Raw genomic sequence first — 23,998 nt, 5'->3', positions numbered from 1 at the left:
AGCATTAATATTTTATTAAATTGTTAATTATTAATGCTATTAATTAAAAAATAACAATAAATTGTTTTTATTAAAAGAAACCAACAATAATCCACATAAGTATGAAACTAATAATTATAGTCACATCACAAATAGTACCTATAAACTTTTTATCGTAATTGAATTCAACTGCATAGGGAATATCTGCCATTCCAATGGGCATTATAAGTCCTATGAGAAGAGTATAGCGATAAAGCTCGTTGAAAGGAAGAATATTAAATAGTATAATTCCAACAGCTAGTCCAATAGAATATCTTATAAGTAGAATTTTAAATATATTTTTTCTATATACTTTGTCTATAGTGAAATTCAGGCATATGCCAAGTAAAAGAAGGGATAAGGGTGCATTTGCTTTGGAAAGTATTGCTGTAATATTTATTATCACTCCAGGATAATGATGACCTGACAGATTTAATATGAGTGTTATTATGTAAGTCATAAGAGGAATAGATGTGAGCAGTTTTCTTATGGTTATTTTTATATCGAGATTTTTTTCATCTGATGAAAAATAGCTTGCAATCAAGTAGCATACTACAAATATAGGGATAGTGTTTCCCATGTCAAACATACCAAAGTATTTTACGCCATTTTTTCCCCATATTCCCTCTACAAGTGGATATGCAAAAAGGCCTATATTAAAGCCTGGAATAAGCATGGATAGAGTCCCTCGAATTTTTCTGCTTTCATTTCTAAAAATAAGTATTCCCAGAAAGCCCATGAATATTCCAAAAATACAGCTTGTCAATGTTATAAATATAAGAGATGCATCCAGTTTCATGGTATTAAAGTTGTATATTATAAGTGAAGGAAGAGTTATATTGAATATAATTCGAGATACTCCATCTCCATCATCTTGCTTTATTATATTTAATCGTTTGAATATATATCCCAGCCCTATAATCAGCAGTGATAAAAAGAATTGACTGTTTACGTTTTCCATATAGTGCACATCCAATCTGTTTGATTTATATATTATTATAATTGGATGTATTATATATATCAATAGAAATGGCAGAAAATCTATGTAAATAAATTTTCTGCCATTTCCTCACTTAAATCAACTATTTAAGGTTCAAAGCAGTATCTGCTGCCTGTATATCTTTCTGGAATTGCTGTTGTGGATTCTGAGCATTGTAGAATCCCTTTTTTGTCATATATTCTGTAAGCTTTTCGTGAAGACATATAGCGTCATTCAAGTGCGTTTTCAAAATACTTCTAACTTCTGGTGAAGCTGTTTCTGAAATAGCTGAAGCATAGTTTTTCATACTTGCCTTGGCAGATGACAAAAATTCAGCTGCTATCATTTGTTCGTTCATTATTACACCCCTTTTCTATATTGTTAAGCTGCTACATCGTACTTCCGGACATAGCCATTTTAGACATATCTGCTTTGCAAAGTAATGTCTTTAATTCTGTAATTTGAGTTCTAGTTTTAGTTATGTCATCTTGTATAATCTGTTTTAACTCAGGGTCGGTAACTTGAGAGATTGAATTTACTGCCTTAGTCATGCAAAGATTTTTAGCAGAAAGTAATTCATGAATTTCCAATGCTTCACGTGGAGTAATTGTCTGTTGTGTCATAAAATATCGCCTCCTTATTTGTACAATTATATTGTTACCAAAACAATGATAAATATTATATTAAATTTAAGAAATAAATTCACCTTTATGAATATTTTACCTGAATATAAATTCGTTATATGTAAAAGATATTTTTATGAAGATAAGATTTGTAATTTATGGCTTATTAGGATGGTGCACTGAAATAGTGTGGACTGGATTTGGATCATTATTAAATGGAAACTTAAAGCTTACTGCATTTACTTATATATGGATGTTTCCCATATATGGCATGGCTGTTTTATTAGAGCCTGTACATAATAAGATTAGACATTGGCCGATTGTCCTTAGAGGAGGTGTTTATACAGTTATTTTCTTTCTAATAGAATATATTACCGGCAATATAATAAAGAAGTTCATTGGAGTTTGTCCGTGGGATTATGGAAACTGCCGTTATTCTATAGATGGAATTATAAGATTAGATTACATTCCAGTATGGTTTGCAGCAGGGCTTTTGTTTGAAATAGTTCATGATGAAATTGTGAGGTTGAGGATAATAGAAAAGTAAAATTTAGCAGGCTTTCAAAAATAAATTGTTTTTGAAAGCCTTTTGTATAATTAAAAACTTTATTACAAAATTGTGCTATAATGATTCACAAGAAAAAATTAGGAGGGTTCTTATGAAGATCGTTGTGTTAGATGGATATACATTAAATCCAGGAGACTTGACATGGGATGGATTCAAGTCATTTGGGGATATAAAAGTTTATGACAGGACTCCTGAAGATTGTCCGGATCTTATTAAAGAAAGAGCAGGGGATGCTGAAATAATTTTAATAAATAAATTTCCCATATCAAAACATACACTTGCCAGTATGCCAAATCTAAAGTATATTGGAGTGTTTGCTACAGGGTATAATGTAGTGGATATTGAAGAAACCCGGAAGAGGAATATAGTAGTAACAAATATTCCTACATATGGTACTGCTGCAGTAGCCCAAATGACAATCGCCCTATTGCTTGAGATATGCAATCATGTATGGATTCACAGTGAAGATGTAAGAAAGGGTGGTTGGACAAATAATAAGGACTTCTGCTACTGGAAATATCCACTTACAGAACTTAAGGGGAAAACTTTTGGAATTATAGGATATGGAAGAATAGGTCAGGCAACCTCAAAAATAGCTCAGGCACTGGATATGAATGTACTTGCATACAGCAGGCATAGAGACAGGACTCTTGAAAATAATACCGTGAAATATGCGGAATTGGATGATCTGTTGAAAAAATCAGATGTTGTAAGCCTTCATTGTCCATTGTTTGACAGTACAAGGGGAATGATAAATAAAGCTGCGATATCCAAGATGAAGGATGGTGTCATAATAATAAATACTTCCAGAGGTCCTTTAATAGTAGAGGAGGATTTAGCTGAGGCACTTAATAGTGGAAAAGTACATGCAGCAGCAGTTGATGTGGTTTCAAAAGAACCTATAGAGGCTAACAATCCACTTCTCAAAGCGAAAAATTGTATAATTACGCCCCACATTGCATGGGCTGCAAAGGAATCAAGACAGAGACTGATGGATATAGCAGTGGACAATTTAAAGAAATTTTTAAATGGAACTCCAGTAAATGCAGTTTAAAACACACATAATTGAAATATTGATTTTAGTACCAATAATAATTATACTTGTAAATTCATTGTTTATTAATCCAGCTATAGGGAAGTATGACAATGGAGATTTTGGAAAATTGTCATTGTATTATGGGGGTCTTTCAAATCTATCCAATAATTATAATAAAATGTATGACAGGTTTGTACATATGCACTATCTTATATCTACACCTACTATATTTTTGATATTTTACAAGGATTGGGTTTCTGAAAGTATACTTTTGAAAATAGCTGTAGTTATTTCAATGATTACCCATGGCTTTATGAGTAGAATATTTGATATAAGATATTTGGCATTATCCTTCCTTCCTATGACACTATGATTGGAATTCCATTTTTGTGGATTGTTCACGTCATATCAAAACTTGTATATTATATAATAAAAATGAGAGATTCTAGAGGTTTAAACTAGAATCTCATTTTTATTAAAAGTGATTGTTTTTTATAGAATGTTTCTTTGCATTACGATTAAAGTTTTGCCCTTCACGGGTTAGTGGTGTCTGACCTTTTGCCTTTTGTTCCCTTACTTCTTTCTTGTCTATTTGGCTGTCTTTTGCCATATGAATCACTCCTCTATTGGATCAGCTTTTTTATTGCCTGTTTTTGCCTTGCCCTGGATTTCTCCAACAGGTGAACCATTATTTTTGGGAAACTTTGTCTTTTTATTGCTCTCAGTACCGTGTGGATCACTTGGATCCGGTCTTCTCATACCAGCTTTAGCCATAATATAACCTCCATTTTTAATCTTTTACTACAAAATTATATTAACCATGTAGACATTCTTTTATGCTTGAATAAAATGTATAATATATATAGAAATAATTTACATTTATTTAAATATATTTGTTATATGAAATAAAAAAGGAGACATGTTAATGATGGAAAGAAAGAGTGGCATATTAATGCATATTACGTCTTTGTCGTCGCCTTATGGGATTGGAACCTTTGGAAAAGAAGCCTATGATTTCGTAGATTTTTTGGTGTCTTCTTCACAGAAATACTGGCAGGTGCTTCCAATGGGACCTACAGGAGCAGGAGATTCTCCTTATCAGTCTCTCTCATCTTTTGCAGGAAATCCATATTTTATAGATTTGGATTTTTTAAATAAAGAAGGTATTCTGAAAAAATCTTCATATGATAACCTGGACTTTGGAAGTGATCCTGAAAAGATAGATTATGGGAAAATTTTTATAAACAAGATGAAAGTTTTAAGAACAGCTTATGAAAATACAGGGGATAAATATAATGAAGATATGAAAGTGTTTAAAGAAAATAATAAAATATGGCTGGAAGATTATGCAATGTACATGGCACTGAAATCGGAGTTTGCTCTAAAACCCTGGAAAGAGTGGGATAGAAGTATCAAGCTCAGGGAAAAATCCGCTGTTGAGTATTATAGAGTTAAATTAAATGATGAGATAAATTACTGGATATTTATTCAATATGTATTTCTAAAACAGTGGACAGCCCTAAAGAATTATGCAAATGAAAGGGGAATAAAAATTATCGGGGATATACCAATGTATGCTGCGGAGGACAGTGCAGATACTTGGGCAAATAGTGAGGTTTTTATGCTTGATGGAAATAAAAATCCTCTTTTGGTTTCAGGGTGCCCTCCAGATGCATTTTCAAGTACCGGGCAGTTGTGGGGAAATCCAGTATATAATTGGGGTTATCTAGAAAATACAGGATATAAGTGGTGGATAGATAGGATGAGAAAAAATGTAGAACTTTATGATGTAGTTAGAATAGACCACTTCAGGGGATTTGAATCATTTTGGGAGGTACCCTGTGGAAATGATACTGCTGTAGATGGAAAATGGGTGCAGGGTCCAGGAATGAAATTTTTTCATAAATTAAAAAGTAAGCTTGGAAATGTAGATATAATAGCTGAAGACCTGGGATATTTAACAGAAGACGTAAAAAAATTTAGAGCTGAATCCGGGTATCCTGGTATGAAGGTCCTTGAGTTTGCTTTTAATTTTAACGAGGACAGTGATTACCTGCCTCATAATCACATAAAAAATTGTGTAGTCTATATAGGTACTCATGACAATGAACCTATTATGGGATGGCTTCAAAATGTAAAAAAAGATGATGCTGATTTCGCAAAAAAATATTTGAGGTTAAGTCATGAAGAAGGGTATAACTGGGGGTTTATAAGAGGGGTTATGGCATCCGTTGCAAAACTTGCCATTGTCCAAATGCAGGATTATATTGGACTTGGAAACGAGAGTAGGATGAATACTCCGGCTACTATAGGTGGAAATTGGTGCTGGAGAATTAAAAAGGATTGTCTTACAGGGAAACTTGCACATAAAATCAGGGATATTGTAAAATTGTACAGAAGATAAACCAAGGGGACAGTTAACAACTTTTTTATGTAAAAGTTGTTAACTGTTCCCCAATAATTCCCCAATAATTTATTTAAGCTGGGAAAGTTTTTCAAAATCCGGCCTTGTGGCAGAGGGCAGGAGATGGGCGGAACGGGATGAACCTGCAATTCTGGTTCTATTTAGAGTAGTTATTATTTCATCACTATTTTTTATTCCTACTCCATGACCATAATACATATCGTCACCGAGGTAGATTACATTTTCCCCCTGCCATTCAGGAGTTAGGGGATTGACATCTGGGTTTTGAAAATACCTGCAGTCACCGGGTATGTTGTCAGCTGCATTTTCAACAGTAGTAAGCCCAAGGTTTTTATCTACATTGTGCCAGTTCATCAAATATATTTTCGGAAAGGTGTTGTTGAAGATTTTTGATCCTAAAGAATCAAGACATGCTTTATAGTATACAATAACCATAGCTGTAGCACATTCTGTAGCGTACTCATCTCCATTTGTAAATATGTCATCGATGGCAGACGAAGGCTTTGCACCCTCTTTTAGAAGAAAACCGCCTTGTCTTGTTCTCTTCCAGTAATCTGTATTGCATCTTGATTTACGAAATATACTAAATCCAAAATCACTTCTATATAGTGATATAGAAGCATTTACAATATTTTTTCTTAAATTCAGCTCAAATTTAAGCTCCTTTTCAGAATTATAATTGTAGATATGACTGCTTGAAGAAAGTATGTCCAATATATATTTTTCAAGACTATTATTTTTATAATTATGGGATAATTTATTTAAATCCATTCTATCACCGGCAATAGTAATCATTGTACACCTCCTATTCTGGCAATCTTTATTTGCTCATTTAAAGAATATCGGTGCCATATGTTCCAGAGGTATATATTTTTATGATGTATTCTCAATGAGAAGTTTGAGAGAAGAACTTTTGTATCATGATCCAATTTTTTGAAATCATTGAGTAGGCTGTTCTCTTTTTCAGATGGAGATCGAAGAGCTTTTCCTGTATCACAGCATATCCTCTTACATAGATATTTTCCTTCAAGAACTATTTTATAAGGTGTAGGATTTGTGGTTTGCTGAAAACTTTCTCCGGTATACTTGAGAAAAGGACTGTTTTCCTTCATCCAGTTTAAAAAGTTTGTATATTTCTTTTCTTTGCTGATACCATTGTTTACTGCAGGTATGAAATTCAATAGCCTGCACGCCATTTTAACATCTTCCGCAGCTGTTGACAGTAATTTTTCTCCTATTATAAGAAGACTTTGTGGATCTGCTGCTTGAAAAAATGCCCATACAAGATCATGAATCAGTGTACCCTTTTTATATCTTTCAAAGATCAAGTCTGCCATAATTGGAAGCAGTGCCTTATCCTTGTAAAGTTTTGTAAGTATTCCACATGTAATGTCCAGGACACGGTCATATTCATCATTTAAACCGTCGCTTTTATAACCGGATTTCAGTATCCAGTTTAGTGTAGAATGAATTATTTGAATATAATCAAAAGAAAGGTGTTCCTGTTCCAGATTGTGTTTATTATCTGATAGAATTTCTTTTATAATAAGTAATGCAGTTTTATTTTTTATAGTAAGTTTATTCACCAGGCTGAATTTTTTGATTTCATCTCTTAATATAAATAGAGTTGAAAAATTCAGTTTTTCATCATTTATAAATTTTAAAGCAGTTTTTACATCTTTATTGCACAGTTCAGTAAAAAAATTTTTTAAATCTTCTATTCCTTTGTCGCTTCTTATGTTATCCAAAAAGTTTGAACAGTTGAAATCTGAATTATCCATGGATATTTAATAGCTCCTTTAATATCTCTATCCATACATGTTTATTTTTATAAATATAATTTATACTATGAATTAACAAGTTTTTAATTATATAATTAAATATAGGAGACAGGCTTTCTGAAATATTAAAAATTCAAGAAAAGAAGGCGTGCAATAATGATTGGTAGAAATTTAAGAAAGTATTGCAGTATAGGTGATATTAAACTTGTATACTATGAAAAAGGTACTGGTGATACTGTATTACTAATTCATGGAAACAGTATGAACAGTATAATGATGAAAAAAATGTTCAATTACCTTTCTAAATTTTATCATGTTGTGGCTGTAGACAGTAGAGGTCATGGTGGGAGTGAAAGTGGGAAAAGAGCCTATTCAATTGAGTTGTTTGCAGAGGACATGGTTGAATTTTGCAGAAATAAATCTTTGAACAATATTATTGTTATAGGTTACAGTGATGGTGCCAATGTGGCATTGAGAATTGCATCAAGTTATCCTGATTTGGCTAGAAAGATGGTGCTTATTTCAGGTAACTATAATGCACAGGGTTTAAAATGGTTGATTAGAATACCAGCATTGTTTATAAAATTGATTATGGAGATAATCAAGAAGATTTTTCCAAATACAAGATTTACCTTATGGAAGATAAATTTATTGCTGAGCAACTATGGAATAACGGAAAAAGATCTTGAAAAAATAAATACGGATATACTTATACTGGCTGCCAAATATGATTTTATTTACAGAAAACATCAGATAGAAATGAGCAGGTATTTGAAAAATGCACACATGTATGTTATAAGAGGTACAAATCACATAAATATTATTGTTTCAAGGCGTACTTTTAATATTATAAAAACTTTTATAGAACGAGAAGATCTTATTAAAAATAATAATGTAATAGAGCAATCTCAGAAAGACAGGGTGAGAAATTATGTAATGCAATATGGACAAAATACTATATCCTATCTTGTATTGGACAATGACAAGCAATATTATTTTGGACACAAGGTAGAAGGGATTGCCGCTTTTACCGTTGTAGCCCATGTAGTGGTATGTTGTGGTGATGTAATATGTCAGACAAGTAATGTAAAATGCTTCCTTCTGGAATTTATATCATTTTGTGAACAGAATAGATACAGCCTTGTATTGATAGATGTATCAGAAAAATTTTTGAAGATATATGAGAGTATGGGATTTGAATATGTGAAATGTGGAGAAGATGCAATGTTTGAGTTTTCAAATTGGAATTTGAAAGGTGGAAAAATAGCAAAAGTAAGGGCTGCCATAAATCATGCAAATAAACTTGGGATAGATGTAGGAGAATATGAACCGTTGAAGTGCAGGGATGAGAATATAGAAAGTGAGATAGATGGAATTACACAATTGTGGAAGAAGGGAAAACACGGAGGTTTGCTGTCTTTTATACTTGGAGGAGCGGAACTTGAGACTCCTTGTGACAGAAGGTATTTTTTTGCCAGGGATACAAGTGGAAAAATGCTTGGATTTGTTGTATTCATACCTTTTGAAGGAGGAAGTGGATATCTTGCAGATGTAACCAGAAGGATACCTGGAGCACCTCAGGGAGTAATAGAAAAGATAATTTACAAGGCTTTTATGAAGATGAAATCGGAAGGGGTGAAATGGGGAAGTATGGGGTTTGCACCTCTTGTTAATGCAGGAAGCAATGGAAGATCATTTATTATAGGAAAAATACTTAATTTTATCTATGAAAACTTAAATGGGATATATAGCTTTAAAAGCCTTTATCATTCCAAGAAAAAATATGCACCTACACAATGGGAATCAAGATATATAGTATATCATTCCAGAATATTTACTCCAAAAATTGGATATGCTATTGTAAAGGCAATAAACCCTCAGGGAATTTTGAGTCTTGTGAGGCGTAAAAAATTATAATAAAAATAAATTTTATATTCTTATTTACATGTATGAAAGAATATTCTATACTATTTATGATTTAGAAATTTCGAGGGGAGGATTACTTTGAGATAAAGTATATCTTGAGGTAAAATTTAAAATGTCATCAGGATATGTTAAGGAACCTGTATATCAGAAAATAGCAATAGATATAGCAAACAGAATAATAAGCGGAGATTTTTCCATAGGAGACAAACTTCACGGCAGATCATCTCTATCAAGTCATTATAATGTTTCACCGGAGACTATCAGAAGGGCTATTATTCTTTTAAATGATATGGATATAGTACAGTCCATAAAAGGTAGTGGAATTATCATTAAATCCGTAGACAACTGTTTGAAATTCATAAATAAGTTTAAAAATATAAGTTCTATAAATTCCATGAAAAAAGAGATTTTGGACTTGCAAAATCAAAGACATATATTGGACAAGAGAATTGAAGGCAAAATCAATGAGGTTATAGATTATTCAAATAGATTTATTAAGAGCAATCCATTTATTCCACTTGAATTTGAGATATACAAGGGGCTTCCTATTATAGGCAAAACGGTATCCGAGAGCAGATTCTGGCAGAGTACAAATGCCACTATAATAGGTATAAGAAGAAATGGGGAGCTAATACTTTCTCCGGGGCCTTATGCTGTATTTGAGGAAAATGATGTATTTATAGCTATAGGACTAGAGGAAAGTTACAGTAAAATCAAAAGATTTATCTATGGGGACAGAGTTGGTGTTTCTGATAAAATACAAGTTAACCCAATAAATCAATAATTTTATAAAATCTATAATCAATATCTAATTTAACAGAAGAGCTGGCAGTTTTGATTGAAACTGGTGGTTCATTTACATTTATAGTTGAAAAATTTGCATAGGATATTACAGTATTATCAGGCATTTTATCTTCAACTTTATATTTGTTATATAATAAATTTTATTACAATATATGTTATTTTCCATATGATAAAGATGGTTACAAATTGTTGTTATCAAAAAAGGAAAGCAGCTTTTCGGCTGCTTTCAAATTAAAATATAAAGTTAGGGGAATATATTGTTTTGGGGAAATATGGTTTTTACATCAAATAATAATTGTTATTGATTAATTATTATTATATCATATAAATATAATTAATCAATATCTTTTTAGTATATTTTATAAAATATTTTAAGATATTTGAAATCTCTTTTTTATTATTTCAGATAATATGTGTGCTGTTCCCTGGACACCAAATAAACTGCTGTCAATCATAATATGCTTGTTTTTAATATCTTCCATGGAATATCCGGCATAGTTTTTATAATAAGTATTCCTTGCCCTGTCTACTTCTGTAATCATCTTACGTGCTTCTTCAGGCCGCATCTTTAATGTTTTTACACAGTTTTCAAAACGTGCTTCTTTTGAAGCATAGATAAATATATTCAGGCAATTTTTGTGGTCTCTCAAAAGGAAGTCAGCACACCTTCCTACTATAATACAGGACTCCTTATCTGCCAGATTCAGTATGATCTGACTTTCTGCCTTAAATATTTTATTTTGTTTATCTTTAGACGAATCTCCTAATGGAAAAAGCATATTGAAAAAGTTTGATTTGAAACCTGTTTCTTCCTGGTTGCTGATAGTTGATACAGGAAGATTTAATTTTTTTGATGTCTGTTCTACAATATCCCTGTCGTAATACTCTACACCAAGTATTTCAGATACTTCTCTGGCTATAGGTCTACCTAAACTCCCAAATTGTCTGTTAATGGTTACACAATATTTTTTCATACAGATCACCCCACTATTCTTGAAAGAAAACTTTTTGTTCTTTGATTCTTTGGATTTGTAAAAATTTCCTGTGGCTTGCCTTCTTCTACAATATATCCGTCACTCATGAATATAACTCTGTCAGAAACATCCCTTGCAAATTCCATCTCATGAGTTACAACTATCATAGTCATGCCCTCATCAGCCAGTTCACGCATAACTTCAAGAACATCTCCAACCAGTTCTGGATCAAGGGCCGATGTAGGTTCATCAAAGAGCAGGGCTTTAGGTTCCATTGCCAATGCTCTTGCTATTGCCACACGCTGTTGTTGGCCACCTGAAAGAGTAGAGGGCTTTACATTGGCTTTGTCTGCCAGGCCAACTTTTTCAAGTAGTTCAAGTGCTTTTTTTTCAGATTGTTGTTTTGATTTTTTCTTTGTTAAAACTGGTGCAAGTGTGATATTTTTAAGGACACTTTTCATTGGAAATAAATTAAATCTCTGAAATACCATGCCAACTTCTTCACGGTATTTTCGAAGATCATTCTTTTTATCACATATATTTTTTCCGTTGTAATGGATAGTACCACCAGATTGAACTTCTAATTGGTTGATGCAGCGGAGAAACGTACTTTTACCTGATCCTGAAGGACCAATAATACATATGACTTCACCTTCGGCAACTTCCAGGTTAATATCTTTAAGTACTTCTAAATCACCAAAATTTTTAGATAAATTTTTTATTTCTATTAAGTTTTTCATGCCTTAACCCTTCTTTCAACCTGTTTTTGGATAATAATGAGTACTGAAATTATTACCAGATAGAATACTGCACCTGCAGTATAAGCTTGTATTGTATTAAAAGTTACTGCAGCATAGTTTTGAATTTGTTTTGTTATTTCATTTACCACTATTACAGAAAGTATTGCTGTGTCTTTAACCGTGATAATGAATTGATTGAATAAAGCCGGAAGCATGGATCGGAAAGCAGGTGGTACAATTACGTGCCATAGAGTTTGAAATGGTGTAAGACCTAGTGACAATCCTGCTTCTTTTTGGCCTGGATCGATTCCTTCCAGGGAACCACGTACTATTTCTGCAATAAACGCACCTGAATTCAGGGAGATTACTATAATACCGGCAAGGTTGCTTTTTAGATCGTATCCGATAATTTTAGGTACAACAAAGTATACATATAAAGCTTGAACAATTATAGGGGTTCCTCGAATAATCCACAAATATATATTAATGATAAACTTGGCTGCTTTATTTCTGCAGCCAAGTACAAAACCAGAAAAACCTCCAAGTAAAAACCCAAATAAAATTCCAAGTAGGGAAATTTCAAGTGTTATTTTCAATCCTTTTAAAAGCATTGGCATGAGTACATTTAAAAAACTCAAATCCATAATATCAACCCTTCCTTTAAGTATAAAAGTTTTCTTCTGGCAATCATATTGAGTTGCCAGAAGAAATTTCCAGTATGAATAATATATTTTATTTACACCATTTTTGATTTAGTTTTTCTATTGTTCCATCATCTTTTAATTTTTTTATTGCTGCATTGAATATACTTACCAATTCAGGATTCTTTTTTGAAGCATCAAAGGAAACTGCAATTGCATATGGTGATTGATCCTGTGCAAACTGGTCACCTACCATTTTAAGTTTTGAATCTTTTTTATTGGATATATAATAGGCACTACCGGGTGCATCGTAAACCATGGCGTCTGCCTTGCCATCCTCAAGTGCTTCAAGAGCTGTTGTGCTGGCATCATGTACTTGAAGTCGGTCTGAAGATACACCGGCATTAACTAGATATAGATTACTGGCATCTCCTTTTTGAACTGCAATTTTATAGTTGCCTTTTATAAGGCTGTCAATTCCTGTTATCCCTTTTGGGCTTGAATTTTTGTTTACAATTACTGTAAGGCCTGCTTGATAGTAGGTACTAGAAAAATTCATTACTTTCTTTCTAGTATCTGTTGCACAAATAGCTGCTATACCAATATCCAGTTTTCCCTGTGACAATGAAGTAGTCAATGGGCTGTAGTCCATGGCCTGAACGCCGCCATCAATTTTAAAACCAAGTAATTTTTGCAGTTCTTTTAAGAAATCCATGTCAAAACCTACTAAGGTTTTTCCGTCTTTATCATAGTAAGTAAAAGGAGCATAAGTACCGGAAGTTCCAATTTTAAAAGAATAGTCTTTTAAGGCTCCTTGAAGTTCTCCTGTATAAGCCTTTGTAGAAGTCTTTTTGTTGTTTGAATTGTTGCCACAGCCTGCCAGTGATCCTAATAGAACTACTATAAGCAATGTTGTTAATAATTTTTTCATAAGTATTCCCCCTTTAAATATTGTAATTTTTAAAAAATTCTCTAAATTATAACATCAAACATTTTTAATAGATGTTTAATTTTACAGCGGATATTAGTTAATCTTTTTATACACAGTATCATTTGTTTAGAATTTTGTCAATAATACATTCAATTGTTTGATTATTTAGCAATAAATCAGTGAAAGCTTTAAATTAATAATAACCAAGTAATGCTGTAATGTTGTTGTTATGCGGATTTTATTATGATTTTAAAATTATATTTTCAACTACATCCTCTGTGTATTGAATAAATTTTTTTGAAGCAGGAGAAATATGATTTAGTGCTTTTATTCCAATACCAAGATTTCGATGACGATAAGGTTCAAGGGGTAGAGTAGTAATTTGATTTGACCACTCTTGAATAATCAAGCTTGGAAGTATGCTTATGCCAAGGTGATTTGCAACCATTGAAATAATAGCATGATCATCTGTTGATGAAAAACGTATATATGGGTTTACATCCTCTTTTGTTAATGCAAGACGTACGTCATAATCAATTCCAACTTCAGAGATGATAAAAGGCTGATTTTGAAAATTTGAAATTTCATAAGTTCCACTTTCAGGAATTGGAAAATCCTTTGGTAATATTGCCATCAATGGATCATCATGGAGTGGTATCCAGTCAAATTTTTGAGAAGGTCTGTGACTGCACAAACCAAAGTCTACGGTGCTGTCTTCAATCCATGATTCTATTTCATCAATACCACCTTCCTTCATGTGTATATCAATATACGGGAAATCATTTTGAAATTCATATATGATTTTTGGAAGCCAGTTTATAGAAATACTTGCATATGTTCCAATAGTAATAGAACCAGTATTCAATCCGTTCAACTCATTGATTGTCTGTTCCAGACGGGAATTTTCAAGTAGCAGTTGTCTTATAAGAGGCACAATTCTCTTGCCGTTGTCTGTAAGCAATACTCCACGTCTTGTTCTTACAAACAGTGGAAATCCCATTTCCTTTTCCAGTCCCTTTATTATGTGACTGACCCCAGATTGTGTATATCCGAGTTTGTCACCACTTGTTGTGAAGTTACCAGTTTCTGCTATATCAGCGAGAAGTTCATACTTTTTTAAATCCATTTTATATTTGCTCCTTTCAATATACCAATTAGATTTATTAGACATGAAAAAAAATAATGTCTAACCATTAAAATTGTAATTTTACTATTTGCATAATATGAATTATTATAGTGTAAACAGATAAAAAAAACAAATTAGCAATTAAAATCATGTTCAGTAAACAATCTGACAATAGAAAGGAGACATAGTATGCAAAGTTACAGGTTTTTGATGAAGCAGCATATTGGAGCACCCTCAGATCCTCTGGTTAAACAAGGTGACCTGGTGAAGCGAGGACAGCTTATAGCCAGAAAGGCACCAGGGGTAATGGGCATAAACATTCATTCCAGTGTGAATGGTAAAGTTACCTGTGTAACTGATTTATATATTCAAGTTGAACAGCAGGAAGAAATCAATACTGAAGAATATGTAAGGCTTCAGGGAAATACTCCACTGGAACTTGTAGAGGAATCTGGAATTGTTGGATTGGGTGGTGCAGGATTCCCGACTTATATTAAGCTTTCAAAACCCCTTGCGAAAGATGGAACAGTAATAGTAAATGCAGCAGAATGTGAGCCTATTCTAAGCCACAATATTTTTATGATAGAGAAGAAGGCAGAAAAGGTTATTCGAGGTATTCAGATTGTTATGGATATAGTTCATTCACAAAAGGCTGTAATCGGAATAAAAGAAAAGAATAAAAAAGCCATAGAAGCACTTAAAAAATATATTGATAGTGATAGAATCCAGATTTGTTTGCTGCCTGACATGTATCCAATGGGAGAGGAAAGGGCAATTATAAGACAAGCTAAGGGAATGCTTTTGGATATTGATAAGCTTCCTTCTTCAGCCAATTCTGTTGTAATAAATGTAGAGACAGTTTATAAAATTTATGAGGCTGTGGATGAAAGGAAACCATTTATTGACAAGGATGTTACAGTAGCAGGAAAATTAAAAGGCGATTTGATACAGGTTTTTGAAGATGTACCGATTGGGACAAAAGTTGGCTCTCTTATAGAAAAAGCAGGTGGATGCTATATGGATTATGGTGAAATCATTATGGGTGGACCATTTACAGGTAAAAGAACATCTGTGGAGATGCCAATTGTAAAAACTACTGGCGGAATAATTGTTACAGAAACTTTCTTAAAGGGACCTGATAAAATAGGGCTTCTAGTATGTGCATGTGGGGCAGATGAAAAGAGATTGATACAGATGTCAGAAGATATGGGATCACAGGTTGCAGGAATAGAATATTGCAAACAGGCACGAAAAGTAAAAAACGGATACAAATGTGAAAATCCTGGAATATGCCCGGGACAGGTTCAAAAAGTAATGGCTCTTAAAAAGGCGGGAGCCAAAGCACTATTAATAAGTAATTGCAGCGATTGTACAAATACTGTAATGTCTTGTGCCCCAAAGCTTAAACTACCAGTATACCATTGTACTGATGGTGCAATGAGAGCAGTCAATCACAAATTAATACGAAAACTGAAGATTTCTTGAACATGGCAAGTTAAAATTGGACAATAAATATTAAGAAAATATAGAATATTAAGAAATGGGAGGAAACAAATATGTCAATTACAAAGGAAACAATAAAAAAACATTTGAAGGATCCAGCAATTTTCTGCTGCCAGAGAAAGAAGGGACTCGTAATCAGTGAACATGATCTTGAGGATCCTACATTATTCGATGATATGGTGGAAGCAGGTCTTATGACATTAAGTGACGATGGTCTTACAATTGAGCAGGTATTGGGAAGAGCATTAACAGTAGATGCTGATGCACTTACACCAATTACAAAGGATATGCTGGATGGTGTTAATGCAATATCAGAGGTTCCGGAACAATCTGAAAAAGGAACTGAAAAAGAAAAAGTTGAGTTGCATCAAATAGAAAATAATAAAATGATGCACATTGAAATATCAAAATTGGAAGGCCTTAAGTTGGATATACCAGCAGGTATGTTTATAAATCAATCTGTAGAAGCGGAAAATATACCACAACCAAATAAAGTAGAAGATAAAGTTATAAGGACTTTGATTAAAAAGTATTATAAAGTTAATGAAGTAAAAATTGGATTGGAAACATCATTTCAAGATGGAGTATTGACCATAGATAAAAATATTATAGACAAGGCAATTAAAGCAGATCCTCTGGTAAAGGAATTAAAGATGGATGTTATTACACCGGATAACAGACATGTTTATACAGAAACTATCATGGATGTATGCCCAATATCTACAAAAGTTAAGGGAAAGCTTGGAGAAGGAATTTCGCATACCCTGGAGGGAGTTGTATTTATGCTCACAGGTGTTGATGAAGATGGTGTACAAGTTCATGAATTTGGTTCCTCGGAAGGATACTTAGATGAAAAGATGAAATTTGGAAGACCTGGTTGTGCAGATGAGAATGACATAATTATTCGTGTACATGCAGTTATTCAGAAGGGTACGGGAATGGAAAGAAGAGGACCTTTTGCAGCACATTCCGCAGAGGATGTAGTTATTCAGGAAGTTAGAAATGCAATAAAGAAGACATCCGAACCAGTAGAAGAAGAGAAAATATGCAAGGATGTAAAAAAATATGGAAGGCCAAGAGTTGTTTTGATTAAAGAAATTATGGGGCAGGGTGCAATGCACGATAATGTTCTTTGTCCAACAGAACCTGCAGGAATACACGGCGGACAGAAGAATGTAGATCTTGGTAATGTACCGGTTATGATGACACCAAATCAAGTACGTGATGGTGCAATTCATGCTTTAACATGTATTGGACCGGCAACTAAAGAGATGACAAGACATTATTTCCGTGAACCATTAGTTGAAGGATTGGCAGAAGATGAAGAAGTGGATTTGATTGGTGTTATATTTGTAGGAAGTCCTCAGGTCAATGATGAAAAGACTTATGTTTCAGAACGTCTGGGAGCACTTGTAGAAACATTGGAAGTAGAAGGTGCAATAGTTACTACTGAAGGTTTTGGAAACAATCATATTGATTTCACATCTCATATTGAGCAAATTGGCATGAGGGGAATTCCAGTTGTAGGTGTATCATTTTGTGCTTATCAAGGACAACTTGTTGTAGGAAATAAATATATGGATGCAATGATTGAGATAAATAAAGATAAAGATGGATTTGAAAATGAAATTGCAGGCTGCAGTTCTATTACAAAGGAAGATGCAGATAGGGCGATTCTCATGTTGAAGACAAAAATGGCCGGAATTCCTATTGAACCAGCTGAAAGAAAGTGGAATCCTGAAGTAATAGAAAAAAATCAAAAAATTGCTGACGAGGTGCTTGGAAATGATTGAGTTAAATCCAATATTGACCAAGGGAAAAATTGTTGAAGTAAATGATACTGCAGTAAAAGTAGATGTTCAGGGAAGGCTTGGCGTTATCTGTGTACCCCTTAGATGGGTATTTACAGACAAAAAGCTTGAAGCCGGCCAGATGGTACAATTTTACTTCAGTTATATGCAGACTATTTAATGTAGATAAAAATAAATAATTATATCGAGGAGGAAAATAAAATGAAACTAACAACAGCATCAGGATTAAAATCGGAGATATTTGTTCCAATTACGCCAAAACCAGTTTGGACTGAACTGAAAAAACCTTTAAGCGAATGTAAAGTAGCATTTATAACAGCTGGGGGTATTCATAAAAAAGATCAGGTTCCTTTTAATACAGCAGGTGATTATACTTATCGTCCAATTCCATCAGATACTCCAACTTCACAGTTAATGGTTACACATGGTGGATTCGATAATTCAGATATCAATAAAGATGTAAATGCAATGTTTCCACTAGACAGGCTTCGTGAACTTGTTGAAGAAGGATTTATAGGAAGTCTTGCAGATGAAATGTATGGTTTCATGGGAGGCGGTGGAAATGTTGACAAATTTAAAAATGAAACTGGACCTGAAATTGCTTCAAAGCTTAAAGCACAGGGAGTGGACATTGTACTCTGCACCGGAGGCTGTGGTACATGCCATCGTTCAGCAACTATAGTTACAAGAGCTTGTGAAGAAGCGGGAATGTCCTGTATAGTAATTGCAGCATTGCCTCCAATTGCACAGCAGCAGGGAGCTCCACGTATTGCAGCTGCTCATGTACCTATTGGTTCAAATGCAGGTGAACCAAATAACATAGAGATGCAGATGGGTATTTTAAAGGATTCACTTCAGTGTGTAGCAGAATTTGATCACTTTGGACAGTTGAAGCTATTGCCATATGAATATAGACACAATGTTTGATTTATAGGAGGCAGTCATGAAGTATTCACCAAAATTACGAAAAGCTGAAAAAACATTTCTTGCAGTGGACTCCCATACTATGGGAGAACCTACAAGAATCATATTGCAGGGATTTCCGGAACTACAGGGTAAAACCATGATGGATCGTAAAAAATTTCTAAAGGAAAATTATGACCACTACAGGACAGCTCTTATGCTTGAACCAAGAGGTCACAGAGATATGTTCGGAGCAGTTATTACAGAACCCATCAGTGAAGAAGCTGATCTAGGTGTAATATTCATGGACAGCGGCGGTTATTTGAATATGTGTGGACATGGAAGTATTGGAACAGCCACCGTAGCAGTAGAAACAGGATTGGTTGAAGTCAAAGAACCTTATACAGATGTAGTGCTGGAAGCACCGGCAGGTATAATTAGAACCAAAGTAAAAGTTGAACATGGAAGGGCAGTAGAAGTGAGTATTTTAAATGTTCCAGCATTTTTATACAAAGAAGATATGGAACTGGAAGTTGATGGCTATGGCAGAGTTCAATTTGATATTTCATTTGGAGGAAGTTTTTTTGCACTTGTTGATACTGAAAAAATGGGCATTACAATTGAACAGGATAATTTATCCGTATTAAAAGATATAGCTATGAAACTTATAAAAAAGATCAATGAATCAATAGAAATCATACATCCATATTTAGATATAAAATCTGTGGATTTGGTCGAGTTTTATGGAAAATCAGATGATCCAAAAGCGGATTTGAAAAATGTTGTTGTCTTTGGTGAATCACAAGTGGATCGTTCACCTTGTGGTACAGGTACTAGTGCAAAACTGGCCTATCTATATGAAAAAGGCAAAATAGGTATTGGAGAAGAATTTTCCTATGAAAGTATTACAGGTTCTATATTCAGGGGAATTGCAACAAAGGAGATTAAAATTGATGGCAGAAAGTCAATTATTCCCCAGATTACAGGAAGTGCATATATTACAGGCCTTAATAGGCTTATATTAAATGACTATGATCCTCATGAATATGGATTTATTATGGGAAAAAACTATAATAGGGAAAAATCAAGTTTTATTTAAAAACTATGGTAATAAATTAGAATTTATTTTACTAAAGAAGAGAAAGGACACTAATAATATGAAGTTTAATTATCATTTGCCGGTAAATCTTATTTTTGGGGCTGGAAAGATAGAGGTGTTAGGTGAAGAAACAGCAAAATATGGGCAAAAAGCTTTTATTGTTACAGGAAGAAACAGCACCAAGAAAACAGGGCTGCTTGATAAGGCATTGAATCTTCTGGAAAAATCGGGAATCGAATATGTGGTTTTTGACAAGGTAGCCCAGAATCCTTTAACTACTACAGTAGAGGAGGGGGCAGCTCTAGCAGTTCAGACTGGATGTGATGTTGTAATTGGGATTGGCGGCGGAAGTATAATGGATGCAAGTAAATCTATCGCATTTATGGTAAAAAACAAAGGAGATATCTCAGACTATATTTTTGGAAGAATTTATGGTGAAACTGCACTGCCGATTATTCTAGTTCCTACAACAGCAGGTACTGGCAGTGAGGGAAACAATTTTTCAGTTTTAACTAATCCTAAAAATGGGGATAAGAAATCTCTAAGAACCAATGCTATTTATGCAAAGGCATCAATTATTGACCCTGAGCTTATGATGACAATGCCAAAGTCAATTATTGCTTCAGTAGGATTTGATGCTCTAACTCACAATATAGAGGCATATATTTCAAAGGCAAGCCAGCCTATTACTGAAATTCAGGCTCTTTATGGAATAAATCTCCTGTCGGAAAATCTAATAAAGGTTTATAACGACCCAAAAGACCTGGAAGCCTGGGAAAAGGTGACACTTGCTTCTACACTAGGTGGTATGGTTATTGGAATTTCAGGGGTGGCAGCTTCTCATGGATTGGAACATCCTGTTAGTGGACTAAAGAATGTAGTACACGGTAAAGGCCTGGCAGCATTAATGCCTACTATAATTGAAAGATCTTTTAAGTCCTCTCCTGAAAAGTTTGCCAACATTTCCAAAATATTGGGTGGAAAAGATGAAAATGACTGCTCGAAAGTTCTTGGAAAATTGCTTGAAGACTTAAATTTGAATATAACCCTTGGGGAAATGGGAATTACCCACGAAGATGTAGACTGGATGGCTGAAAACTGCATGAAGGTTTCAATGGCATCTTTAAAGAATAATCCAAAGCAGTTTAATTGTGAAGAGATTAAAGAGATTTACCATGATTGTATATAAAATTTATGTAAATAAAGGAGATTTTGAATATGAAGTTAAAAGATAAAGGACTAACTGCACAAGATGTAAAATCCTTAGTTAAAAAATATATGATTGAAACATATGAACGTTATGATTTTGTATGTGAACGTGCAAAGGGTATGTATCTTTATGATGACAAGGGAGAAGGATACTTGGATTTTTATGGTGGTATTGCTGTAAATAGTGCAGGAAACTGCAACGACAAGGTTATTGCCGCTGTAAAAGAACAAATTGATGATGTAATGCATACATTTAACTATCCTTATACTATTCCACAGGCACTTTTAGCAGAAAAAGTATGTAAAACTATTGGAATGGATAAAATATTCTACCAAAATACAGGTACTGAGGCAAATGAAGCTATGATCAAAATGGCCAGAAAATATGGTGTAGAAAAATATGGACCTAACAAATACAATATTGTAACAGCCAAACAGGGATTTCATGGAAGAACGTACGGTTCATTGACTGCTACAGGGCAACCTGACAATGCATGCCAAATTGGCCTCAAACCTATGCTTCCGGGATTTTCCTACGCCGATTTTAATGATCTGGAGTCTTTCAAATCTTTAGTGACTGAAAATACAATTGCTATTATGCTTGAACCAATTCAAGGCGAAGGAGGAGTTGTCCCAGCTACCCAGGAGTTTATGAAAGGAATTAGAAAACTTTGTGATGACAAAGGTATGCTGCTTTTAATAGATGAAGTGCAAACAGGATGGTGCAGAACCGGAAAGGTTATGGCATATATGCATTATGGCATAAAACCTGATATTGTTTCCATGGCAAAAGCTATGGGTGGAGGAATGCCTATCGGAGCAATTTGTGCAACTGAAGAGGTATCAAAAGCTTTCACTATGGGATCCCATGGAACTACCTTCGGAGGAAACCCTTTATGTTGTGCCGGTTCACTTGCTGAAATAAATGAACTTCTGGACAATAATCTAGCTGGTAATGCAGAAGAAGTAGGCAATTATTTCATGAAAAAATTAAAGACAATTCCTCATGTAAAAGATGTACGTGGTAAAGGCCTTATGATAGGAATCGAATTTGATTCACCACTAGGCAAGGATATAAAACATGGTTGCTTTGATAGAAAGCTCCTTGTTACATTGATAGGGACTTCTGTAATTCGTGTGCTGCCACCGCTTATTGCAAATAGGGAAGATTGCGACAAGGCATATGAAATCTTGAAATCAGCAGCGGAAGAAGCATATAAATAAGTTTTGAAAAGCTATTGACTTTTAATACCAAAATGGGAGTAATGATATATAGCCCTATTTTGGTATTATTTTATATCATTATATAGTATATATGGAAATCGGATTACGATCTACCAGTCTTTTATATTTGTATTTAGGATAGCCAACCATAAGGGCCCCGGTTATAATTTTACCTTCAGGTATGTTAAACAGATTCAACAGCGGAGCATAATCTGCAAATACACACATTTCAAACAGCCCGGCCCAGCATGAACCAAGTCCAAGTGCAGTAGCAAACAGTTCTACATATGAAAGCTAAGAAATTGTTCAGCATCACTCCTCAATTTAAATTATTCAAAAATCCGTTTATGGTATATAATATATACCGTAGTGTGATTGCCTGCAAGTACGCACTTATTAGTAATGTAGTAACTGTATGTATACTTATAATTATTGAGTTGGGGGAGTGAAGAATGATAAAATTCAGGGGAGTAGAATACAATTGTTCCATGGAACTAACTTTGGACATTATAGGTGGAAAGTGGAAATCATTGATTATATGGCATTTGGCTGAAAAAACCATGAGATTTAATGAACTCAAAAGATCCATGCCTCATATTACCCAGAAGATGCTTACACAGCAGTTAAGGTCTTTGGAAAAGGATGGACTGATAAACAGAGTGGTTTACAATCAGGTTCCACCCAAGGTAGAATATTCTCTAACCAGTTATGGAAAAGATTTATTGCCCATTTTATCAGTTTTGTGCAGTTGGGGAGTCAAATATGCTGGTGAGGTAGAGTGTATAAAAAATAGTTGATAGGAAATTACAAAAGGAGAGGAATTTATGGTACAGGTAGATATTGAAAAATGTATTGGATGTGGACAGTGTGTTAAGGAATGTTTTCCAGGTTGTATAAAACTTGATAATGGAAAGGCTGAAGTTGATAATAAATTCTGCTTTAAATGTGGGCATTGTATTGCAGTCTGTCCAAAGAAAGCAGTTTCCATGGATGAATACAGTATGGAAGATGTTAAAGAGTATGATAGGGAAAAATTTTCTGTAGATGCAGATAATCTGTTGAATTTTATAAAATTTAGAAGGACTATAAGGCAGTTTAAAGACAAAAAAGTTGAGCAGGAGAAGATTGATAAGCTTATAGAGGCAGGACGATTTACTGAAACTGGCAGCAATGCCCAGGATGTTTCCTATACAGTTGTAAAGGAAAATCTAAGCCAATTGAAAAATCTGACTTATAAGAGCATGAGGGATATAACTGATGAGGTATTAAACAGTAGAACTCTTGAAGCCAAACTATTTAGAAGATACGCGAAGATGTGGATTCAAATGTGTGATGACTATAAAGAAAATCCTAAAAATGACAGAATATTTTTCAATGCCCCATTAGTAATAGTTGTTACGGCTTCATCTGAAGTAAATGCAGCACTAGCTTCCTCAAATATGGAACTTATGGCAAATGCAATGGGACTTGGAGTACTGTTTAGTGGATTTTTTGTAAGGGCGGCCAAAGACAACAAGGACATAAAGGAATTTCTTCAGGTTAAAAGAAGAAAAGAAATTGTAACCTGTATGGTGATTGGATATCCTGATGTTAAATATGTAAGGACGGTACCAAGAAAAAAAGCAGATGTAACATGGAAATAGGAATATGATACAGTGGCTATGGTAATTACAACAT

28 protein-coding genes and 1 pseudogene are annotated in these 23,998 nt (G+C 33.9%); 15 read left to right on the top strand and 14 right to left on the bottom strand.

The window, feature by feature from the left end; all coding sequences use genetic code 11:
- Positions 1–70: 70 nt before the first annotated feature.
- The 3 genes from J418_RS0101255 to J418_RS0101245 form a co-directional block, all read right to left on the bottom strand.
- Positions 71–979, bottom strand: coding sequence for an AEC family transporter (locus J418_RS0101255; RefSeq protein ID WP_017751648.1), 909 nt, complete (start codon positions 977–979; stop codon positions 71–73).
- 121 nt (positions 980–1,100) lie between these two features.
- On the bottom strand, positions 1,101–1,355 hold the full coding sequence (locus J418_RS0101250) for a spore coat protein (RefSeq protein ID WP_017751649.1): 255 nt from the start codon (positions 1,353–1,355) through the stop codon (positions 1,101–1,103).
- Positions 1,356–1,386: 31 nt separating this feature from the next.
- Positions 1,387–1,620 (bottom strand): hypothetical protein, encoded by a 234-nt coding sequence (locus J418_RS0101245; protein WP_017751650.1) that lies wholly within the window; start codon positions 1,618–1,620, stop codon positions 1,387–1,389.
- 136 nt (positions 1,621–1,756) lie between these two features.
- Here J418_RS0101245 and J418_RS0101240 point away from each other — a divergent pair, with 136 nt between their 5' ends.
- The 3 genes from J418_RS0101240 to J418_RS0101230 all read left to right on the top strand — a co-directional run bounded on the left by J418_RS0101240 (position 1,757) and on the right by J418_RS0101230 (position 3,597).
- Entirely contained in the window at positions 1,757–2,167 is a 411-nt protein-coding gene (locus tag J418_RS0101240; protein WP_017894619.1) for a putative ABC transporter permease, read from the top strand.
- Between the two features lie 112 nt (positions 2,168–2,279).
- The gene (locus J418_RS0101235) at positions 2,280–3,242 is read left to right on the top strand and encodes a D-2-hydroxyacid dehydrogenase (protein ID WP_017894618.1); all 963 of its coding nucleotides are present in this window, start codon (positions 2,280–2,282) and stop codon (positions 3,240–3,242) included.
- Positions 3,232–3,597 carry a hypothetical protein gene (locus tag J418_RS0101230; protein WP_017894617.1) on the top strand — a complete coding sequence of 122 codons (366 nt, stop codon included), beginning with the start codon at positions 3,232–3,234 and terminating at the stop codon, positions 3,595–3,597. The genes J418_RS0101235 and J418_RS0101230 overlap by 11 nt, the downstream gene beginning before the upstream one ends.
- A gap of 102 nt (positions 3,598–3,699) precedes the next feature.
- On the opposite strand, the gene J418_RS16920 is transcribed toward J418_RS0101230, so the two are convergent.
- Together J418_RS16920 and J418_RS16530 are read right to left on the bottom strand one after the other, a co-directional pair.
- Positions 3,700–3,834 carry a hypothetical protein gene (locus J418_RS16920; RefSeq protein WP_017751654.1) on the bottom strand — a complete coding sequence of 45 codons (135 nt, stop codon included), beginning with the start codon at positions 3,832–3,834 and terminating at the stop codon, positions 3,700–3,702.
- Between the two features lie 5 nt (positions 3,835–3,839).
- Complete coding sequence (locus J418_RS16530) at positions 3,840–3,998, bottom strand: hypothetical protein (protein WP_017751655.1); 159 nt, start codon at positions 3,996–3,998, stop codon at positions 3,840–3,842.
- 154 nt (positions 3,999–4,152) lie between these two features.
- On the opposite strand from J418_RS16530, the gene malQ reads away from it, so the two are divergent.
- Positions 4,153–5,628: a 4-alpha-glucanotransferase gene (malQ, locus tag J418_RS0101215; RefSeq protein ID WP_026142609.1), complete on the top strand. Its 1,476-nt coding sequence runs from the start codon at positions 4,153–4,155 to the stop codon at positions 5,626–5,628.
- Positions 5,629–5,697: 69 nt separating this feature from the next.
- Here the strand turns inward: malQ and J418_RS0101210 are convergent, their stop codons facing one another.
- Together J418_RS0101210 and J418_RS0101205 are read right to left on the bottom strand one after the other, a co-directional pair.
- Positions 5,698–6,444, bottom strand: a complete 747-nt coding sequence (locus tag J418_RS0101210) for a protein-glutamine gamma-glutamyltransferase (RefSeq protein WP_017751657.1) — start codon at positions 6,442–6,444, stop codon at positions 5,698–5,700.
- Positions 6,441–7,430, bottom strand: coding sequence for a hypothetical protein (locus J418_RS0101205; RefSeq protein WP_017894615.1), 990 nt, complete (start codon positions 7,428–7,430; stop codon positions 6,441–6,443). Before J418_RS0101205 ends, J418_RS0101210 begins: the two co-directional genes overlap by 4 nt.
- Positions 7,431–7,586: 156 nt before the next feature.
- Here J418_RS0101205 and J418_RS0101200 point away from each other — a divergent pair, with 156 nt between their 5' ends.
- A complete protein-coding gene (locus J418_RS0101200) occupies positions 7,587–9,347 on the top strand; it encodes an alpha/beta fold hydrolase (RefSeq protein WP_017894614.1) in 1,761 nt (586 codons plus the stop codon).
- 121 nt (positions 9,348–9,468) lie between these two features.
- A complete protein-coding gene (locus J418_RS0101195) occupies positions 9,469–10,140 on the top strand; it encodes a GntR family transcriptional regulator (protein WP_017894613.1) in 672 nt (223 codons plus the stop codon).
- Here the strand turns inward: J418_RS0101195 and J418_RS16525 are convergent.
- From J418_RS16525 to J418_RS0101165, 6 genes are all read right to left on the bottom strand, one after another.
- Positions 10,121–10,264: a hypothetical protein gene (locus J418_RS16525; RefSeq protein ID WP_017751661.1), complete on the bottom strand. Its 144-nt coding sequence runs from the start codon at positions 10,262–10,264 to the stop codon at positions 10,121–10,123. The genes J418_RS0101195 and J418_RS16525 overlap by 20 nt on opposite strands.
- Before the next feature lie 267 nt (positions 10,265–10,531).
- A complete protein-coding gene (locus J418_RS0101185; RefSeq protein ID WP_017894612.1) occupies positions 10,532–11,134 on the bottom strand; it encodes a cytidylate kinase-like family protein in 603 nt (200 codons plus the stop codon).
- A gap of 5 nt (positions 11,135–11,139) precedes the next feature.
- Positions 11,140–11,874: an amino acid ABC transporter ATP-binding protein gene (locus J418_RS0101180; RefSeq protein ID WP_017751663.1), complete on the bottom strand. Its 735-nt coding sequence runs from the start codon at positions 11,872–11,874 to the stop codon at positions 11,140–11,142.
- Entirely contained in the window at positions 11,871–12,518 is a 648-nt protein-coding gene (locus tag J418_RS0101175) for an amino acid ABC transporter permease (RefSeq protein ID WP_017751664.1), read from the bottom strand. Before J418_RS0101175 ends, J418_RS0101180 begins: the two co-directional genes overlap by 4 nt.
- Before the next feature lie 88 nt (positions 12,519–12,606).
- Positions 12,607–13,446 (bottom strand): substrate-binding periplasmic protein, encoded by an 840-nt coding sequence (locus tag J418_RS0101170; RefSeq protein WP_017751665.1) that lies wholly within the window; start codon positions 13,444–13,446, stop codon positions 12,607–12,609.
- 241 nt (positions 13,447–13,687) lie between these two features.
- Complete coding sequence (locus tag J418_RS0101165; RefSeq protein ID WP_017751666.1) at positions 13,688–14,572, bottom strand: LysR family transcriptional regulator; 885 nt, start codon at positions 14,570–14,572, stop codon at positions 13,688–13,690.
- 171 nt (positions 14,573–14,743) lie between these two features.
- On the opposite strand from J418_RS0101165, the gene prdC reads away from it, so the two are divergent.
- The 7 genes from prdC to J418_RS0101130 all read left to right on the top strand — a co-directional run bounded on the left by prdC (position 14,744) and on the right by J418_RS0101130 (position 22,321).
- Positions 14,744–16,057, top strand: a complete 1,314-nt coding sequence (gene prdC / locus J418_RS0101160) for a proline reductase-associated electron transfer protein PrdC (protein ID WP_257725539.1) — start codon at positions 14,744–14,746, stop codon at positions 16,055–16,057.
- Between the two features lie 71 nt (positions 16,058–16,128).
- Positions 16,129–17,868, top strand: a complete 1,740-nt coding sequence (prdA, locus tag J418_RS0101155; protein ID WP_017894610.1) for a D-proline reductase (dithiol) proprotein PrdA — start codon at positions 16,129–16,131, stop codon at positions 17,866–17,868.
- Positions 17,861–18,046 carry a CBO2463/CBO2479 domain-containing protein gene (locus tag J418_RS0101150; protein WP_017751669.1) on the top strand — a complete coding sequence of 62 codons (186 nt, stop codon included), beginning with the start codon at positions 17,861–17,863 and terminating at the stop codon, positions 18,044–18,046. Before prdA ends, J418_RS0101150 begins: the two co-directional genes overlap by 8 nt.
- A gap of 41 nt (positions 18,047–18,087) precedes the next feature.
- Positions 18,088–18,813 (top strand): D-proline reductase (dithiol) protein PrdB, encoded by a 726-nt coding sequence (prdB, locus tag J418_RS0101145; protein WP_017894609.1) that lies wholly within the window; start codon positions 18,088–18,090, stop codon positions 18,811–18,813.
- A gap of 16 nt (positions 18,814–18,829) precedes the next feature.
- Positions 18,830–19,888: a proline racemase family protein gene (locus tag J418_RS0101140; RefSeq protein WP_017751671.1), complete on the top strand. Its 1,059-nt coding sequence runs from the start codon at positions 18,830–18,832 to the stop codon at positions 19,886–19,888.
- 58 nt (positions 19,889–19,946) lie between these two features.
- Entirely contained in the window at positions 19,947–21,077 is a 1,131-nt protein-coding gene (locus J418_RS0101135) for an iron-containing alcohol dehydrogenase (RefSeq protein ID WP_026142608.1), read from the top strand.
- Positions 21,078–21,106: 29 nt separating this feature from the next.
- Complete coding sequence (locus J418_RS0101130; RefSeq protein WP_017894607.1) at positions 21,107–22,321, top strand: aspartate aminotransferase family protein; 1,215 nt, start codon at positions 21,107–21,109, stop codon at positions 22,319–22,321.
- A 78-nt stretch (positions 22,322–22,399) separates the two neighbouring features.
- Here J418_RS0101130 and J418_RS16000 read toward each other — a convergent pair.
- Positions 22,400–22,615: pseudogene (locus tag J418_RS16000) on the bottom strand (nitroreductase family protein); the annotation flags it as partial.
- Between the two features lie 158 nt (positions 22,616–22,773).
- On the opposite strand from J418_RS16000, the gene J418_RS0101125 reads away from it, so the two are divergent.
- Both J418_RS0101125 and J418_RS0101120 read left to right on the top strand, forming a co-directional pair.
- On the top strand, positions 22,774–23,118 hold the full coding sequence (locus tag J418_RS0101125; RefSeq protein ID WP_017751674.1) for a winged helix-turn-helix transcriptional regulator: 345 nt from the start codon (positions 22,774–22,776) through the stop codon (positions 23,116–23,118).
- 27 nt (positions 23,119–23,145) lie between these two features.
- Positions 23,146–23,964: a nitroreductase family protein gene (locus J418_RS0101120; RefSeq protein WP_017751675.1), complete on the top strand. Its 819-nt coding sequence runs from the start codon at positions 23,146–23,148 to the stop codon at positions 23,962–23,964.
- Positions 23,965–23,998 lie beyond the last annotated feature (34 nt).

This window comes from Clostridium tyrobutyricum DSM 2637 = ATCC 25755 = JCM 11008 (genome assembly GCF_000359585.1).
Classification (GTDB): Bacteria; Bacillota; Clostridia; order Clostridiales; family Clostridiaceae; genus Clostridium_B; species Clostridium_B tyrobutyricum.
The sequence above is the reverse complement of the archived record's forward strand: the minus strand, read 5'-3'. Positions and strand labels throughout refer to the sequence as shown.